The organism is Shimia fortis (assembly GCF_040225985.1).
Taxonomy (GTDB): domain Bacteria; phylum Pseudomonadota; class Alphaproteobacteria; order Rhodobacterales; family Rhodobacteraceae; genus Shimia.
The window spans coordinates 36,903-53,073 of record NZ_JBBPEU010000011.1 but is presented as its reverse complement, the minus strand read 5'-3'; the positions used below and the strand labels follow the sequence as shown (position 1 = coordinate 53,073).

General features: G+C 60.0%; 15 protein-coding genes. 5 read left to right on the top strand and 10 right to left on the bottom strand.

Annotated elements, in window-relative coordinates; all coding sequences use genetic code 11:
- Nucleotides 1–30: 30 nt before the first annotated feature.
- Together WNE31_RS15340 and nqrM are read left to right on the top strand one after the other, a co-directional pair.
- The gene (locus WNE31_RS15340; protein ID WP_349980826.1) at nt 31–1,059 is read left to right on the top strand and encodes an FAD:protein FMN transferase; all 1,029 of its coding nucleotides are present in this window, start codon (nt 31–33) and stop codon (nt 1,057–1,059) included.
- A gap of 18 nt (nt 1,060–1,077) precedes the next feature.
- Nucleotides 1,078–1,314, top strand: coding sequence for a (Na+)-NQR maturation NqrM (gene nqrM, locus WNE31_RS15335; protein WP_349980825.1), 237 nt, complete (start codon nt 1,078–1,080; stop codon nt 1,312–1,314).
- An 88-nt stretch (nt 1,315–1,402) separates the two neighbouring features.
- Here nqrM and WNE31_RS15330 read toward each other — a convergent pair whose 3' ends face one another.
- Nucleotides 1,403–1,780, bottom strand: a complete 378-nt coding sequence (locus WNE31_RS15330; protein ID WP_349980824.1) for a DUF983 domain-containing protein — start codon at nt 1,778–1,780, stop codon at nt 1,403–1,405.
- A gap of 179 nt (nt 1,781–1,959) precedes the next feature.
- Here WNE31_RS15330 and WNE31_RS15325 point away from each other — a divergent pair, with 179 nt between their 5' ends.
- Nucleotides 1,960–2,928, top strand: a complete 969-nt coding sequence (locus WNE31_RS15325) for a YheT family hydrolase (RefSeq protein ID WP_349980823.1) — start codon at nt 1,960–1,962, stop codon at nt 2,926–2,928.
- Between the two features lie 16 nt (nt 2,929–2,944).
- Here the strand turns inward: WNE31_RS15325 and WNE31_RS15320 are convergent, their stop codons facing one another.
- Together WNE31_RS15320 and WNE31_RS15315 are read right to left on the bottom strand one after the other, a co-directional pair.
- Nucleotides 2,945–3,688: a YbaY family lipoprotein gene (locus WNE31_RS15320; RefSeq protein WP_349980822.1), complete on the bottom strand. Its 744-nt coding sequence runs from the start codon at nt 3,686–3,688 to the stop codon at nt 2,945–2,947.
- A 45-nt stretch (nt 3,689–3,733) separates the two neighbouring features.
- Nucleotides 3,734–4,567, bottom strand: coding sequence for a universal stress protein (locus tag WNE31_RS15315; protein ID WP_349980821.1), 834 nt, complete (start codon nt 4,565–4,567; stop codon nt 3,734–3,736).
- A gap of 170 nt (nt 4,568–4,737) precedes the next feature.
- On the opposite strand from WNE31_RS15315, the gene WNE31_RS15310 reads away from it, so the two are divergent.
- A complete protein-coding gene (locus tag WNE31_RS15310; RefSeq protein WP_349980820.1) occupies nt 4,738–5,676 on the top strand; it encodes an ABC transporter transmembrane domain-containing protein in 939 nt (312 codons plus the stop codon).
- A gap of 28 nt (nt 5,677–5,704) precedes the next feature.
- On the opposite strand, the gene WNE31_RS15305 is transcribed toward WNE31_RS15310, so the two are convergent.
- A complete protein-coding gene (locus WNE31_RS15305) occupies nt 5,705–6,940 on the bottom strand; it encodes a urate hydroxylase PuuD (protein WP_349980819.1) in 1,236 nt (411 codons plus the stop codon).
- Nucleotides 6,941–7,042: 102 nt separating this feature from the next.
- Here WNE31_RS15305 and WNE31_RS15300 point away from each other — a divergent pair, with 102 nt between their 5' ends.
- Entirely contained in the window at nt 7,043–7,963 is a 921-nt protein-coding gene (locus WNE31_RS15300) for a LysR family transcriptional regulator (protein WP_349980818.1), read from the top strand.
- Between the two features lie 5 nt (nt 7,964–7,968).
- Here WNE31_RS15300 and WNE31_RS15295 read toward each other — a convergent pair whose 3' ends face one another.
- The 6 genes from WNE31_RS15295 to WNE31_RS15270 are packed head-to-tail and all read right to left on the bottom strand — an operon-like array spanning nt 7,969 to nt 16,144.
- Nucleotides 7,969–9,249 carry an aspartate aminotransferase family protein gene (locus WNE31_RS15295; protein ID WP_349980817.1) on the bottom strand — a complete coding sequence of 427 codons (1,281 nt, stop codon included), beginning with the start codon at nt 9,247–9,249 and terminating at the stop codon, nt 7,969–7,971.
- A 3-nt stretch (nt 9,250–9,252) separates the two neighbouring features.
- Nucleotides 9,253–10,356, bottom strand: a complete 1,104-nt coding sequence (locus tag WNE31_RS15290) for a mandelate racemase/muconate lactonizing enzyme family protein (RefSeq protein WP_349980816.1) — start codon at nt 10,354–10,356, stop codon at nt 9,253–9,255.
- A complete protein-coding gene (locus WNE31_RS15285; RefSeq protein WP_349980815.1) occupies nt 10,353–11,459 on the bottom strand; it encodes a mandelate racemase/muconate lactonizing enzyme family protein in 1,107 nt (368 codons plus the stop codon). Before WNE31_RS15285 ends, WNE31_RS15290 begins: the two co-directional genes overlap by 4 nt.
- The gene (locus tag WNE31_RS15280) at nt 11,456–12,562 is read right to left on the bottom strand and encodes a mandelate racemase/muconate lactonizing enzyme family protein (protein WP_349980814.1); all 1,107 of its coding nucleotides are present in this window, start codon (nt 12,560–12,562) and stop codon (nt 11,456–11,458) included. Before WNE31_RS15280 ends, WNE31_RS15285 begins: the two co-directional genes overlap by 4 nt.
- Nucleotides 12,563–12,614: 52 nt before the next feature.
- On the bottom strand, nt 12,615–13,697 hold the full coding sequence (locus WNE31_RS15275) for an alcohol dehydrogenase family protein (protein ID WP_349980813.1): 1,083 nt from the start codon (nt 13,695–13,697) through the stop codon (nt 12,615–12,617).
- On the bottom strand, nt 13,694–16,144 hold the full coding sequence (locus WNE31_RS15270; protein ID WP_349980812.1) for an FAD-dependent oxidoreductase: 2,451 nt from the start codon (nt 16,142–16,144) through the stop codon (nt 13,694–13,696). The genes WNE31_RS15275 and WNE31_RS15270 overlap by 4 nt, the downstream gene beginning before the upstream one ends.
- Nucleotides 16,145–16,171 lie beyond the last annotated feature (27 nt).

Below are 16,171 nucleotides of genomic sequence, written 5' to 3'. Positions count from 1 at the left end.
TAGGACACCTTGATTGACAGGAGCCTTCACATGATGCGCTGGACCCCGATTGCAGCCCTTGTTTTTCTAAGCGGATGTTTTTTCGAAGACAAACCCGAGACCTTGCGCTTCTCGGGTGAAACCATGGGCACGACCTATAACGTTGTCGCGATTGGCGTGGATCTTGACGAGGGGGCCCTGGGGACCGGGATCGAAACGGCGCTGGCAGATGTGAATGGAAAACTGTCGAACTGGGATCCCAATTCCGAAGTCTCGACCTTCTCGAATTCCCCCAGCACGTTGCCCCAATCCATTTCAGCGGACTTCGCCAAGGTGATGAGTGCGGCCGGCGAGGTGCATGTGGCCAGTGGCGGGCAGTTTGACGTAACCCTTGGACCGTTGATTGAACTCTGGGGTTTTGGCCCGCGCAAGCCCGAGGATCCCATCCCGTCGGATGTCGCGATTGCCGAGGCGCTATCCGGCGTCGGGCAGGCTCGGCTGCTGAGTCTCAACCCCGAAGGCCCCACGCTGGCCAAGGCCGCGCCGGATGTCGGGGTGAACCTGTCGGCCATTGCCAAGGGTTTCGGCATTGATGCGGTGTCCGCCGTTCTGGCTGATGCCGGGGTTGAGCATTACATGGTCGAAATCGGCGGCGATCTTTATGCGCGCGGGAAAAATCCGAACGGTGATCCCTGGCGCATCGGGATCGAGACGCCCGAGCCGGGCGCGCAGGGTGGTCTGGAGCTGATAGTGCCGGTCAGCGACAAGGGCATGGCCACATCCGGGGATTACCGGAACTTCTTTGAACAGGATGGCGTGCGCTATTCCCATATTATTGACCCGACCACGGGGCGCCCGATCACACACCGTACGACATCGGTCACGGTGTTGTCTGAAAACGCCATGCTAGCGGATGCCTGGGCCACGGCGATGCTGGTTCTTGGGGCCGAGCGCGGACTAAAGGTCGCGAATGATCACAATTTGGCGGTTTACTTCATTTCACGCAGTGCAAACGACGCCGAAGGTGACTATATCACGCTCCAAAGCAATAGCTTTGCCGCCGCGCAATCCAGCAACTGACTTCGGGAAATCGGTCCTATGAGCACATTCATTCTCGCTTTCATCCTGTTCGCACTCGTCATGGTCGGCATGAGCCTTGGCGTGATGCTGATGGGCAAGAAGATCAAGGGAAGCTGTGGTGGCCTGAATGCGATTTCGGGCGCAGACAAATGTGTGGTCTGCTCTAAGGATATCGACCCCAACAGCCCGCTCAAGGACAAGCTGATGTGCAAGCGCCAGCGCGAGATGCTGGAGCGGATGCAAGCCGAGACCTGATCTTCGAGAGATCTGAAAAAGACGAAAGGCGGCTTGGAAGCCGCCTTTTTTGTTTTGATGTGACCTCAAGGTAGACGCCTGGCGGTGCTCAGAACCCGTGCATCCGCTTGGCCCATTGATAGGCCACGACAAGCCCCTTCATCCGGGGTAACAGGAACAAAGACGCAGATACCGTGACTGCCGTCAGCACCAGCGCCAGGGTCAGCGGTTCTGGGCGGAACTGCACATAAAGGATATGCAGCGCAAAGCCCAGCACGTGCCCGACAAGCAGGATTGTCAGATAGGCCGGACCGTCATCCGCACGCTGGTGGGAAAAGTCCTCGCCACATTCAGAGCAGCTGTCATTTACCTTGAGGTAACTGTGCAGCAATTTGCCTTTGCCGCAGTTGGGGCATTTCGTGCGCAGCCCGCGGCCAATGGCCTGACCAAGGGGGCGTTCTTGTGGGGGGGCGTAGCTATCTGTCATAAAACCTGTCTCCAGAATGCCTATTTGGTTAGAATGATTCTGAACTGATTGCAATCCGGCGACAGCGGGCTGCGCTGCCTTGACGCGTCGGAAGGTTGGAAATTACACCCTTTGCGGTACTGGGCGAAAACCTGCACCGGCGCTATGTTACGTTAAAAGGCCCGGAACGATCTGACACGATGACCCAAACTGACGACCTGCATTACATCCCGCCACGCCATTTGCGCCCAGCTTTTGTGCAAACGATGCTGGCGGGTATGTCCCTGCGCAAACGGGGACGCGGGGCCATGGACGAGGCGGCCAAACCGCTTGTTCTGGATTGTGGGGACGGGGTGCGCACCACCGGGATGTTATCGGAAAACCCGAAAGGGCGGGGCACGGTTTTGGTGCTGCATGGATGGTTGGGTCATGTGGAGTCGACCTATGTGGTGTCCACATCTCGATATCTTTTTGATCAGGGGTTCTCGATCCTGCGCATCAACCTTCTGGATCATGGGGATACACTGAACCTGAACCCCAAAGCCTATCATGCGGCTCACTTTGACGAAGTGTTCAACGCCATCGCTCATGCAACGGGGCTGGCCCCCCATGGGCCGGTGTCTCTGCTGGGGTTTTCGCTCGGGGGGAATTTCGCACTGCGCGTGGCACGGCACCTGAAACGGGATCCGCTGCCAGACATGGCGCGGGTCTTTGCCATCAGCCCGGTTGTACATCCGGCGGTCGTAGGGGAAAAGATCGATGCGGCCCCGCTGATACGACGCTATTTCCGGCGCAAACTGCACCGGACATTCCGAAGCAAACAAAGTGCCTTTCCCGACCTCTATGACATGACGCCGCTGATAGCGCAGCCGACCATCACCGGCGCGACCGAGGCATTCATGCAGCGCTATGGCGACTATCCTGACGCCATCACCTATTTTAACAGCTATGCCTTGGGGGTAGAGGACCTAAAGGGATGTCCTGTGCCAGTAATGGCGATAGGATCGCTTGACGACCCGATCGTTCCCGGCGCCGATCTTGGGGCGCTGGCGAAAGACCCGAACCTAGAAATCATCCTGACGCGTCATGGTGGCCACAACGGGTTCTTTCAGTCGCTGCGCGGCCCGACTTTTTATGACGAATTGATCCTGCGCCGGCTCTCGGCCTAGGCGCAGGTATCGCAGATCATTCCTTGAGTGTCAGGCGCATTACGGTCACGCCGTTTTTGTTGGTCAGCGCAAGCGCCTTGTCCGTCAGCACGTATCCCGACACCTTTTCAAGGTTCTTCAAAACGGTCTTTTCCAAGGTTTCATAAGGGTCCTGGCAGGCCATCATCGTACCGGCCATGGGGCCGGGGAACGCCATCATATCGGGATCAACCTCGACCTTGCCGCGAAAGCGGTTGCAACCCGCATAAACGGCCACGCCTCCGTCCTCCATGAAGGTGAGGGTTGGTTTGATATCGGTGATCAGCATTTTGCCCCCGACCTCGAAGGCCTCCCATTCGGTGCCTTCAAAACGCGGGGTCTCCTTGGCAGGTTCGGGCATTTTCTGCATTACGATCTCGACCGTGTTTCCGTTTCCATTGGTCAATACCGGATAGGCCGTCGTATTGCGGAACGCCAGTTTGTCCTTCACGTAGACTGCTGCCTCGACGTTGTACCGCATCCGCTCGTCAATGAGGGCGTCATCATAGGCCAGCTCAAAAGCCATCGGCACCCTTTTCAGCGCCATGCGCTGATAGGAAAGCGTGATCGCGGCCGCATCGGCGCGCGAGACATCGACCAGTTTCACCTCAAGCACTGCGCCGGGCATGACCGCGATGCGTTCAAGATAGGTAGCCGTTCCGGATACCGTCCCTGCAAAGGCGGAGGTGCTCATCATCACACTGGCGGCGGCCACCATCGCGGCAAAGGTTCTCTTAAACATTTTCAGCTTCCCTTTTGGTGTTGAACGGTGCGGGTGGGGCCACGATCACGTAGAAATCGGCGGTGCAATCAACAGGTCGGTCGGCGGCTCGCGGACAAGTTCGGCGGCAAAGCCACCGATCCGGTGCAGAAACAGCCCCGAGCGGCTGTGTGCGCCGATCGCTAGAAGATCCGGCTTGTCTGTCGAGATTGCCTGATGAACGACTCCGCGCAGGCCCCCGGTGCGAATATCAGTTTCAAACGCGTCCTGTGGCACCGACACGGTCTTGAGCCATTTGGCCGAAGCTGCCTCGGCCTCTTGCAGGACGGCACGTGCCATTTCCGAGTCCTTGTCGCCGCCGGTCAGCCCAGCATAGGGTACGTAAAGCGCATGAAGCGCTGTCAGGCTGGCCTCGGGTGCAAGAACATGGGCCGACTCCAACGCGACTGCACAGGCGGGCGAATAACTGACAAGGCTCAGCGCCGAGTCATACGCGTGATCAGCCGCATCCTTGACCAGCAGCACCGGCACCGTGCTCGAGGCGACAAGCCGCTCCATGGTGGTTTCACGCAGACTATCTAGAAAGGTGCGCGGGCGGTGCAGGCCAAGCACCACCAGATCGGCCTCTTTTTCAACGATGAATTCGCCAAGGACCTGGCTGATATCCCCCATCTTGACGGTGACGTCATACGCAGCGCCAGTGTTCAGCGCGTCGATCTGTCGGGGCAGACGTTCCTGTACCGAAACACGCAACGGACGGGCAAGGTCGTCGGGCAGGGCCGAGTCCACAATTGAAATCACGTGCAACCGGGCTTTGTGTTCTGCGGCCAGTAACAAGGCCCTGTGCACCGCCCGGTCAGAGCGTTCAGACAGATCGGTTGCGACGACAATGGATTTCATTAAGAACTCCTCCCTTTCGTTGGGTCTACGCGGTGCGTTCAACCCAAAGATATGTCATCTGCGGTCAGATAAAATCCCCCTTGGTGACATTTCTTTGCGTTTCCCACCTGTTCCTTGCCAATATGTGCAGGCATGACCAAACTCGGGCCAAACTCAACTGGAGAAAATACGTGTTTGATCTCTACGCGGCGATTTGGAAGGTCAGCGGGCGGCAGCAGATCCTCTTGATCTTGATTTCAATGGCCATAGCGGCGCTTGCAGCCGTGCCGTTGAACTATCAGAAAGACATTATCAACGGTCTGACAGATGGCAATATCGACAAGTCTGTCCTGCTCTGGATGTGCGCGGGAATGATGGGGGCCATCCTGTTGAGCCTGACCTTGAAATGGATTTCGGGTTATCTTTCAAACACTTTGGGCGAAGACGTGATCCGCCGGATCCGCAACCGCATCGTGTCAGGTTTTCTGGATCATCCCGTGCCGGGCGGATCGGGGGCCGTGGCGACCATGGTTTCGGCCGAGGCGGAGGACCTTGGCAAGTTTACCGGCAGTGCCTTTTCCGAACCGGTGATGCAATTGGGCACACTGGTCAGTGTGATCGGTTTCATCGTCGCCACGCAGCCCGGGTTGGGGGTCATCGCGCTCTGCATGATCGTGCCGCAGGTTGTGGTCGTGCTCTTCACGCAACGCCGCGTCAATGCTCTCATTTCCGAGCGGGTACATATCCTTCGGGGGGCGACATCCGAGATTTCGAACGAACATATTGCCGAAGCTGCCGAACAGATCGGGCGGGATTTCGACCGGATTTATGAGACCCGCAAATCCCTTTTCAAATGGAAGCTGTCGACGAAGTTCATCCTAAGCAGCGTCAACGGCGCGGGCACAGTTGCCGTGCTTCTGCTGGGGGGCGGATTGGTGCTGACCGGCAAGACGGACGTGGGCACCGTGGTGGCCGCGACCATGGGGCTGGGGCGGCTGCAGGCGCCGACGGCCTTTCTGATCGCGTTTTATCGGCAGGTTAGTGCCACACGCGTGAAATACGAACTGCTGCGGGATGCAGCGGGGGTAGATCCCCGCGACGTTGCCCGCGCAGGGACGCCGTCAGCGTAGCGCCCTCTCGCGCCGCTCAGGGCAGGGGTTACTTTCCTGAGCGGACCTCGCGCACCCACGCCACGATCAGGTCACGAGCGTCCTGATCCATCTCGATGGCATTGGGGGGCGGCATCGCATGGGACCGACCTGCCTGCAGATAGATCTGATCGGCATGACGCGCCACATCGGCCTCGGTTTCCAGAAACACGCCCTTCGGGGCCCAGTGCATACCCTCCCACGAAGGTTCGCGCGCGTGGCACATGGAACAGTTGCCGGTCACCGCATAATAGGCGTCTTCAAACCCGGTGGCCGCCGCATATTTTGCCTCATAGGGGGACAACGCGCGCGTCTCGGATTCTTCATAGCTTTCCATGTCCGATGCGGTGGACAGCCATGCGATGATAACCATCAGCAGCGCCGTCACTGCCCAGGTCCAGTTCGGCCCCTTGCCGGTTTTGTGCATGGTATTGAAGTAATGCCGGATGGTCACGCCGGTCAGGAAGATCAGGCTGGCGATGATCCATGCGTATTCGGTGCCAAAGGCCAGCGGATAGTGGTTCGACAGCATCAGGAACACGACCGGCAGGGTCAGATAGTTGTTGTGGGTTGACCGTACCTTGGCGATCTTTCCGTATTTGGCGTCAGGCGTGCGCCCGGCCTTGAGGTCGGCAACAACAATGCGCTGGTTCGGCATGATCTGGAAAAATACGTTTGCCGTCATGATGGTGGCCGTGAACGCCCCCAGATGAAGTAGTGCCGCCCGCCCGGTGAAAATCTGGTTATATCCCCAGGACATTGCGACAAGGATCACGAACAGCAGCAGCATGAGGAGAGTGGGGTGTTCGCTCAGGCGGGATTTGCACAGAAAATCATAGGCCAGCCAGCCGATGGTCAACGACCCGCCCGAGATCAGGATGCCCTGCCACAGAGACAGATCGGCCTTGGTCGGGTCCAGCAGGAAAAGCTCTCCTCCCACCCAGTAGACGATCATCAACAGCGCCGCACCGGACAGCCACGTCGTATAGCTTTGCCATTTGTGCCATGTCAGGTGTTCCGGCATTTCAGACGGCGCCACGAGGTATTTCACGGTGTGATAGAACCCGCCGCCATGGACCTCCCATTCTTCGCCATAAGCGCCCTTGGGCAGGTGGTCTGCGGGTTTCAACATCAGGTCAAGCGCGATGAAATAGAAAGACGCGCCGATCCACGCCATTGCGGTAATGACATGCAGCCACCGCACCGAAAATGCGATCCAGTCCCACAGTATTGCCAGGTCGTACATGGCGTCTTTCTCCCAAGATTCGAATTTACGAACACTCTATCCGTGCCTTTTTTATTCTGGTATTGCGGTCAAAAGCCAAGCAGTATCAAAAAAAGCGAAATAATGTCCTACTTCGACAACATCCGGACCTTCGTGCGTGTCTACGAATTGGGCAGTATGTCTGCTGCAGGGCGGGATCTGCGGGTGTCGCCCGCAGTAACCTCTTCACGCATTTCCCAGCTCGAGGAACATCTCGGCGTGCGGTTGTTCCAACGTACGACTCGCAGTCTGACGCCGACGGAACAGGGTAAATCCTTTTATCGGGGCGCCACGGAAATTCTCGAATCCGTCGAGCGTGCCGAAGCGCAGATCGTCAATATGACCGAGAACCTCAAAGGATCCTTGCATATTGCGGCGCCGTTGGGAGTAGGCCGGCGTCTGATCGCGCCACAGGTGCCGGATTTCCTGAAAGAATACCCCGAAGTCAGCGTGCGCCTGCGTCTGACAGATCGCAATGTTGACCTGACCACCGAAGGGCTGGACCTGTCTTTTTTCCTTGGTCAGCCCGAGGACAGCAACCTGCGCATCCGCAAGATTGCCGATGTGCCGCGTGTGCTGTGTGCTGCGCCGGATTATGTCGCGCAACGGGGGATGCCGGCCGAGGGCGAAGATCTGGTGCGCGATGGGCACGAATGCCTGAACCTGCGATTTCCCGGCGCGACGGAATTCCAGTGGTTGCTTTCCACCCCGAACGGGCCGCAAAGGTTCCGCGTGTCGGGCCGCTTCGAGTCGGATGACGGGGATGTATTGACCGACTGGGCGCTGGCGGGCCATGGGGTGGCGATGAAGCCTGTGTTCGAAGTGGCCGAGCACCTGAAATCCGGAGCCTTGGTGCCGGTGGCGACAGACACGCCACCGGAGCCCATTCAAATGGCCTGTCTGTTCACCCATCGACGGATGCAGGATCCGAAAACGCGGCTTTTCATGGAGTTCATGATCGACCGCATTTCGCAGGCCGTCCGAGCCGCCCCCGCCACGGTCTGAGCATCCTATCCAGACGCGACAAGAAATGCGACCGCCGCGTTCACTGCCTCGCGGGTCTGGTCCAGATCGGCTTGCGTGATGGCCAGCGAGGGGTACAGCTTGCCCGGTGATTTGAATATCCCGTGGGCGCGCAAGCTGGCATTATAGGCTGCGTTCCGGGCCGGATCGTCGTGTTTCGCGGACCGGTAATCGCGGCAGGCCGCCGTGGTGAAGTACAGGTCGAACAAGGTGGTGTCGCCGCAAATCTGATGGGCGATTCCTGCCGCATCCAGTGCGTCACGCTGCATGTCCTGCAAGTCTTGCCCGATGGTGCGCAGACGGTCATAGGTGCCGTCGCGACGCAGGATTTCCATGGTTTTGAGACCAGCCGCTGCCGCAATGGGGTTGCCCGACAGCGTCCCCAGTTGCATCAGCCATTTCTCAGCCCCGACTGCGGCCTTGTCGAAGTGGCGCATGATCTCTGCACTGGCCCCAAGTGCGGCCAGCGGAAAGCCCCCGCCAATGATCTTGCCCAGCGTGCAGATGTCCGGTGTCACGCCATAGCGTTCCTGCGCGCCGCCATATGCCAGCCGGAAGCCAGTGACAATTTCGTCAAAGATCAGCAGCACACCATGTCGGTCGCACAAATCGCGCAGTCCCTGCAAATACCCCGGCGCGGCGGGAATGATCCGTTGCAGGGGTTCAACAATGATCGCGGCAATGTCGTCATGTTCGCTCAAAAGCGCTTGAACGGCGTCAAGATCGTTGAACGGCGCGATCAGCATCTGCTCGGCGACGCCTTGCGGAATTCCGGCACTGTCGGGCACGGCCTGTGGGAAATTGACGCGTTTCTCGGGCGCGAGGCTCATCTGGGCCTCGGCGCTCATCCCGTGATAGCCGCCTTCGAATTTTAGAATCTTGTCACGGCCTGTGTAGGCCCGGGCCAGCCGGATGGCGTACATGTCCGCCTCGCCCCCGGACGCGACAAAGCGCACCTGTTCGCAGCAGGGCACGGCGTCGACAATCGCCTCGGCCAGTTCGATGCCTTTTGCGTTATTGGCAAAAAAGGTCATGCCTTTGGGCAATTGTTCAAGCACGGCCTCGATCACCTCGGGGTGGCCATGCCCCAGAAGCATGGGGCCGGACCCGATCAGATAATCAATATATTCATTTCCGTCTTCGTCCCAGACGTGGCTGCCTTCGCTACGCGCGATCACAATGCCGGGGTCGAAATTGCCAAAGCCCCCTGCGGGCAGCACAGTTTGGGCGCGCGCGATCCATTCGGCTTGGGAGTTGAGTTTTAGCATGGGTCAGTCCAGTTCCAGCAGGGGTTTTCCAAGGGTTGCGATATCGGGCGCAACGCCAAGCCCCGGACCTTCCGGTGGGGCGATGCGTCCGTTCTGCCGTGTCGGGCAATCCGGCGCGATGCGTGGGCCGACGTAAGACGACAGGTCACAGGTGTTGAGCAGCGCCCGCTGTGGCGTCGAAGCCGCGAAATGCAGCGATGCGGCGGTTACGATATCCGACCCCCATGTGCACTCGGCGCAGATCTCCGCCCCCAGATGCACCGTCAGGTCGCGGGCGCGGCGCATCGCGGATAGGCCGCCAAACTTGGACAGTTTGAGCGCAACCGCATCGAGAACGCCCAGTTCTGCAGCCCGCATCAACGACGCCAGATCATATGCCCCTTCGTCGATTTTCATGGGTAAGCCGGTCGCCTGGCGCACGGCGGCACAGTCTTCCAGTGTTTTACACGGTTGCTCCAACATCACGTCCAGATGGGCCACCGCGCGGCCTGTCCTTGTGGCCTGCAGCTTGGTCGCGCCACAATTCCAGTCGCCATAGACCAGCGGGCCTTGCCCAACAGCCTCGCGCACCTTGATCAGGCGCTCGGCATCCGCTTCCCAATTGGCATCCGCGCCCAGCTTGACCTGAAACTGCCGGATGCCCGTGGCATAGGCCTCGCGGGCAATCGTAGCCATGTCATCCGGTGCGATACAGGTGATCGAGTGGTAAAGCGGCATGTCGGCGGACGTTCGCCCGCCCAGCAAGGCATAAAGCGGCTGCGCCGTCGCCCGCCCGAAAAGATCCCACAGGGCCATGTCGATGATGGATTTGGCATAGGCGTGTCCTTGCAGCACCTCGTCCAGCTTTTGCATGGGGGCATCCACGCCAAACGGGGACATGCCCAGAATGTGCGGGACCATCTCGACCAGGGCGGCCGGTACACCATCGGCATAAGCGGGCAGGTAATGGGGGATCGGGCACACCTCGCCCCAGCCCCGCAGGCCGGCATCTGTTTCCAGACAAAGCACATGCGATTTGACCGTGTCGCAGGTCTTGCCTTCGGCCATGTAATAGGTTTCGTGGCTGGTCAGGTCGACGGACCACAATGTGATGCGTTTGATTTTCATGTATAAACTGCCACGGGATCGCCCAGCATGTCCTCGTCCGGATGCACGCCAAGGCCGGGGGTTTCGGGAAGGTGCAGATGTCCGTTGATATTGCGCGGGCCGCGCCCGCCAGCGATCTCTGCGGTGATCATGTCCTGACATGCCCAGATGGCATGACAGTTTTCATCCGGTATGGTGGCCGCAAGGTGTAGGGCCTCGGTGTCGGCCAGAACTGACCCGCCAGTGGCCATCACGAACATGTCGATGCCATGGGCAAGTGCGACGTCGCGCATCCGGGCCGCCTTGGTCAATCCGCCAACGCGATTGAGCTTGATGCCAAAGATTTCGGCGATCCCGTCGCGCGCGATACGGGTGGCGTCTTGAAGGGTAACCAACGCCTCATCCACCGACACCGGCGCGGCATGTTTCCCTGACAGCGCCGCGATGTCGTCCAGCGTTTCGCAAGGTTGTTCGAACATGACGTTCAGGTCTTCAGTGGCCGACATGACCTGCAATGCCTGCGCGCGAGTCCAGCCCCGATTGACATCGTACAGCACGATTTCGCCCTCACGGCGGATGTTTTCAACATCGCGGATGCGGGCGATATCACGCGCCACGTTCCCGCCGATCTTGACCGAATGTGCGATGTAGCCGCGCTGGCGGTAGCGGTCGATCGCTGCGCGTGTATCTTCGATCGTCTTGGCCCCTACAGACGACGCGATTGGGCGCGGGGTGCGGGATCCGCCGCCCATAAGGTCGGCAATCGGCAGGCCCGCTGCCTGACCGGCAATGTCCCAACAGGCCATGTCAATCGGGCTTTTGGCATAAAGGTGGCCAGGCAGGGCCATGTCCATCGCGCGTTCGACCGCAAGAAGGCGGCGTGGATCAAGCCCCAGAACAAAGGGCGCCATGGTTTCAAGGCCCGCCCGAATGCCCGGTCCGTGGGCTGGCACATAGGTGTGGCCCCAGGGCGTGCCTTCGCCCCACCCGGTAATGCCCGCGTCAGTTTCGATCTTGACGAACGTGGCATCAAGCACTTCGAATTTAAGCCGCCCGCCCGAAAGCCAATAAGGGTGTTCCAGCGGCAGGGCGCGCTGATAAACGGATATCCGGGAAATCTTCATGAGACATACTCCGCGACCGGTGCCCCGAGACTGCCGAAATCCGGCGTGACTCCCAGACCGGGCACATCCGTCGCATAAAGGCGCCCCTGTCGGGCGGTCGGGCCACCGATGCCGGTGGACCGGGTGTTGTAATTCATAAGGTCGGTGGTGTTTTGCAGATAGTCCGAAGGGGTCGAGGCCGCGAAATGCGCGACGACGGCGCTGGTGATCTCGCCGCCCCAACTGTCTTCGCTCACCACGGGCATCCGGTTTTCGACAAGGTAATCCCGTACGCGCCGGGCCTTGGTCAGACCACCAAGGTTAGAGATTTTGAGACAGCAAAGCTCGGCCCCGCGATCAGCGACAATTTTTTGGGCCATCGCCATGCCGGTCAGGCACTCATCCAGTTTCATGGGCTGTTCGGCGACGCGGCGGACCTGCTGGCATTCTTCGTAGGTGCGGCATGGCTGTTCCAGGATGAAATCCAGGTGACGGGTCGCGCGGGCCACGCGGATCGCATTGTCGACGCGCCAGCCCTGATTGGCATCCGCCATGGCGGATTCGTCCCGGTGCACAAGGGCAACACCTGTCTCGATCCGGTCGATATCCGACCGCCAGTCTGCGCCGACCTTGATTTGGAACTGCCGGTAACCTTGTGCGCGATAGCCTTCCATCTCGATGCGGGTTTGATCGTTATCCTTTTGCGGGGCCACGCGGTACATGGGCGCCCCGTCGGTTAGCTTCCCGCCAAGCAACATCCAGACAGGCTGATCGCAGGCTTGTCCCAGAATGTCCCAGCAGGCCGCATCAAACGGGGCCTTGGCATAGCCATGGCCCTGCACATTGTGGTCCATGATCTCCTCAATCCGGCCCAGTTGGCGGGGATCCTCGCCCAGAAGGCGCGGCGCCACGAGCCGCGCGAGAGCCTCAACGCCCTCGGAATGGGCGACCATGTAGTTTTCGCCGCAGGGGGTGAATTCGCCACATCCCTGTAGTCCTGCGTCGGTGTCGATGACGACAACGCTGGCCATGGCGGTTTCGATCACGTTGCCAGCCCCCCAGCGATAGGCGCCACCAACATAGGGCAGGGCGGTCTTGTATATGCGGATACGGGTGATTTTCATTCCATCGCCTCTGCCGGGACCAGAGCGGGCGGCGTGTCAAAGATGACACGTGTCATGGCTCGACCACGATGTTGCCCGTGTGGGTCTTGGCGATAAAGGCGGCCTGCGCGTCGCGCAATTGCGCCAGCGGGTAGCTCGCGGCGAGCACCGGTTTGATCTCTTTGTTCTCGATATATCGTATCAGGTTGGGCATGACTTCCGGCGGGATCACGGTAGAGCCGGTAAAGGTCAGGTCGCGCAGGTAAAAGGTGCGCAGGTCCAGCGTGACCATCGGCCCCGCGATTGCGCCGGAGCAGGTATAGCGCCCGCCGCGTTCCAGAATGTCGATCAGTTGCGGCCAGTAGGGGCCGCCCACCACATCCGCGACGACTGTAATCTTCTCGTCGCCGAGGGTCGCGCGCAGATTGTCAGGCGCCCGCGGCAGAATGCGGTCGGGCCCCAGCTCGGCCACGTCGTCGTGTTTGGCGTCCGAGGCCATGGCGATGACTCGCGCGCCACGCCGTTTGGCAAGCTGTACCAACGCGCCACCGACCCCGCCGGATGCGCCGGGAACCAGAACAGTGTCATGTGCGCCGACATTGGCGCGCGTCAGCATGCCTTCCGCCGTAGAATAGGAACAGGAAAAGGTGGCGAGTTCGGCATCGCTCAGATCAGAGGTCACTGCCAAGGCATTTCGTGCGGGCGTGGTGGCGTATTCGGCGAATCCGCCGTCCCGTTCGGACCCGTAATATCCGGTTTTGTCCATGTTTTCTGGGTCTTGCGGATCACGCAACCAGCCATCGGTGATGACGCGTTCGCCAATGCGGGCCGCATCCACATTGGCGCCAACGGCGACAATCGTGCCGCAGACATCCGCGCCCTGAATGCGGGGAAAGGTAATCGGCGCGCCGCCCCATGTGGGGTCTTCCTCGCCCACCTCGGAATAGGCCCCGCCGGTTGTGGCGTCGGATACGGTCTTGGAATACCAGCCCGAGCGCGTGTTCACATCGGTGTTGTTCAGCCCGCAGGCGCCTACACGGATCAGCACGTCATCCGGTCCGGGTTCGGGGCGGGGCCAGTCCGTATGCAGCACCATTTGGTCAAGATCACCATGTCCCATGGTGACCATGGCGGTCATCGTCTTGGGCAGGGTCATTCTGCGGCCTCCTTGATGCTATCGGTGCGCGGCAACAGGCTTTCCGGATCATAGGCGGGCGCCCCCAGCACCTTGGCCGGGCGCGGAGCGCCGTGGATGATAACTTCAAGCGCGGTGCCGGGTTTTGCCGCATCGGGTTTCAGGTAGGCAAAGGCAAGTATCTTGCCGACCGTCGGGCCATAGGCCACCGAGGCAGTTGATCCGACGACTTTTCCATCCAGAAGCACGGCTTCCCCGCCATGGCCATCCGCCTTGCCGTCCGGTGCGATTTCGAGATAGGCGCAGATCCAGCGCAGATTGGGATCAAGGGTTGCATCACGACCCAGATAGTTCTTGTCGGTGCGGGCAAAGCGCAGCACATCGGCCTCGGCCAGAGTCACCTCGTTGGTCAACTCACCCGCGCCTTTGAAACCTTTTTCCATCCGCATTGCGTTCATGGCGAAAGACCCGTAGTCCGCGATCCCGTGGGGGGCGCCCGCGGCCCAAAGCGCGCTATACACATCAAGACAGGCGGCGTTTGGCATGTGGAATTCCCAGCCAAGCTCTCCCGCATATGACATGCGGAATGCCCAGATCTCGTGACTGGCGACGGTAATCTGCTGTGCGGACAGCCAACGGAAACCTGCGTTTGACAAATCGGCGTCGGTGCAGGCCGCCAGCACATCGCGGGCGCGTGGACCATTTAATGACAGGGCAGACCAATCCGAGGACAGCGAAGTGATTGTCACGTCCTCGTCCGCTTTCTGGTGGGTCAGATGATCCAGCAGGCGCTGTTCAAAGAAGGCGGCACAGACAAGGTAGAACTTGTCGTCGGCCATGCGCACGATCGTGGTTTCAAGTTCGATGCGTCCCCCCCGGCTGAGCATGTGGGTCAGGGTAATCGACCCCGTTTTCTGCGGCATCCGATTGGCTGTCAGCCGGTCCAGAAGGGCGTAGGCATCGGGGCCACTGACCAACACCTTGGTAAATGCCGTGACATCCATGATGCCGACGCGGTCGCGCACGGCGCGCACCTCGTTTGCGACCATGTCATCCACCGGCGTGCGGTTGAAGGAATAGTGATCCTGTTGCGCGATCCCTTTTGCAAAAAACCGCGGGCGTTCGAAACCGTAGACTTCTTCGTGCACGGCCCCTTTGGCATGCAACAGCTCGTGCAGCGGGGACGGTTTAATCGGGCGCCCCGCAAGGCGGTTGAAATGCGGGAACGGAATTTCGTGGCGCAGGCAATAGTCTTCTTCGGCCTTGATGACCTGCCAGTCTTTGGTGGCATAGCTGCCAAAGCGACGCGGATCATAGTCGCGCATCGAGATATCGGCCGCCCCGTGCACCATCCAGCGGGCAAGCTCCCGCGTCAGGCCCGGCCCCCAGCCGATGCCGATCTGTGTACCGCAACAGCACCAGTAATTTCGCACGCCGGGGGCAGGGCCGATCAGCGGGTTGCCATCGGGCGGATGCGAAATCGCGCCGTGCACCTCGCGCTGGATGCCCAGCTCGGCAAAGATCGGCATCCGGTTCAGGCTTTCTTCGAGATAGGGCATGACGCGGTCGTAGTCGGCGTCAAACAGCCAGTTTTCATAGTCCCACGGGCAATGGTCATGCCAGACCGAGTTCGGGTTCTCTTTTTCGTAGATCCCGATCAGGCCGCGTTTCTGCTCCATGCGGATGTATCCCGACACTTTTTTGTCGTCGCGGATCACCGGCAGCTCGGTGTCCAGCGCCTCGAACTCCGGTACGGGTTCGGTGACGAAATAGTGGTGTGTCATTGATGTCATGGGCAGTTGCAGCCCTGACCATTCGCCCATCTGGCGGGCATAAGTGCCGCCGGCGTTGACCACGTGTTCGCAGGTGATCGTGCCCTTTTCGGTCTCGACCTGCCATTCCCCCGAGGGCAGTTGCGTGATGTTGGTGGCGCGGCACTGGCGAATGATGTGCACGCCCTTTTGACGGGCCCCCGCCGCCATCGCCATGGTCACATTGGTCGGATCCACATGGCCGTCATCCGGCGTGTGCAAAGCCCCGAGAACGCCGTCGAGATTGTAGAACGGGTGCAGTTTGGCAATCTCTTCAGGCCCAACCAGTTCGATGTTGAACCCGAGCGAGCGCCCCACGGACAGGGTGTGGCGTAGCCAGTCCATCTCGTCCTCGGTATAGGCCAGCCGGAATGATCCGCAACCATGCCATGTTACTGGCTGACCGGTTTCGGCTTCCAGCCCGCCGGAATAAAGCCCGATGTTGTAATCAACGCATTTGCCAAGGCCGAAGCTGGATGTGGAGTGCGTAATCTGGCCCGCGGCATGCCACGTGCTGCCCGAGGTGAGTTCGGCCTTTTCAAGCAGGACGGTCTCGGCGCCCCAGCCTTCATGTCCCAGATGGTATGCAAGGCCGACGCCCATCACGCCGCCTCCTACGATGACGACACGGGCCTGATTTGGAAATTCGGTTGCCACGGCATTTTTCCTGATGTGAGTCGATTT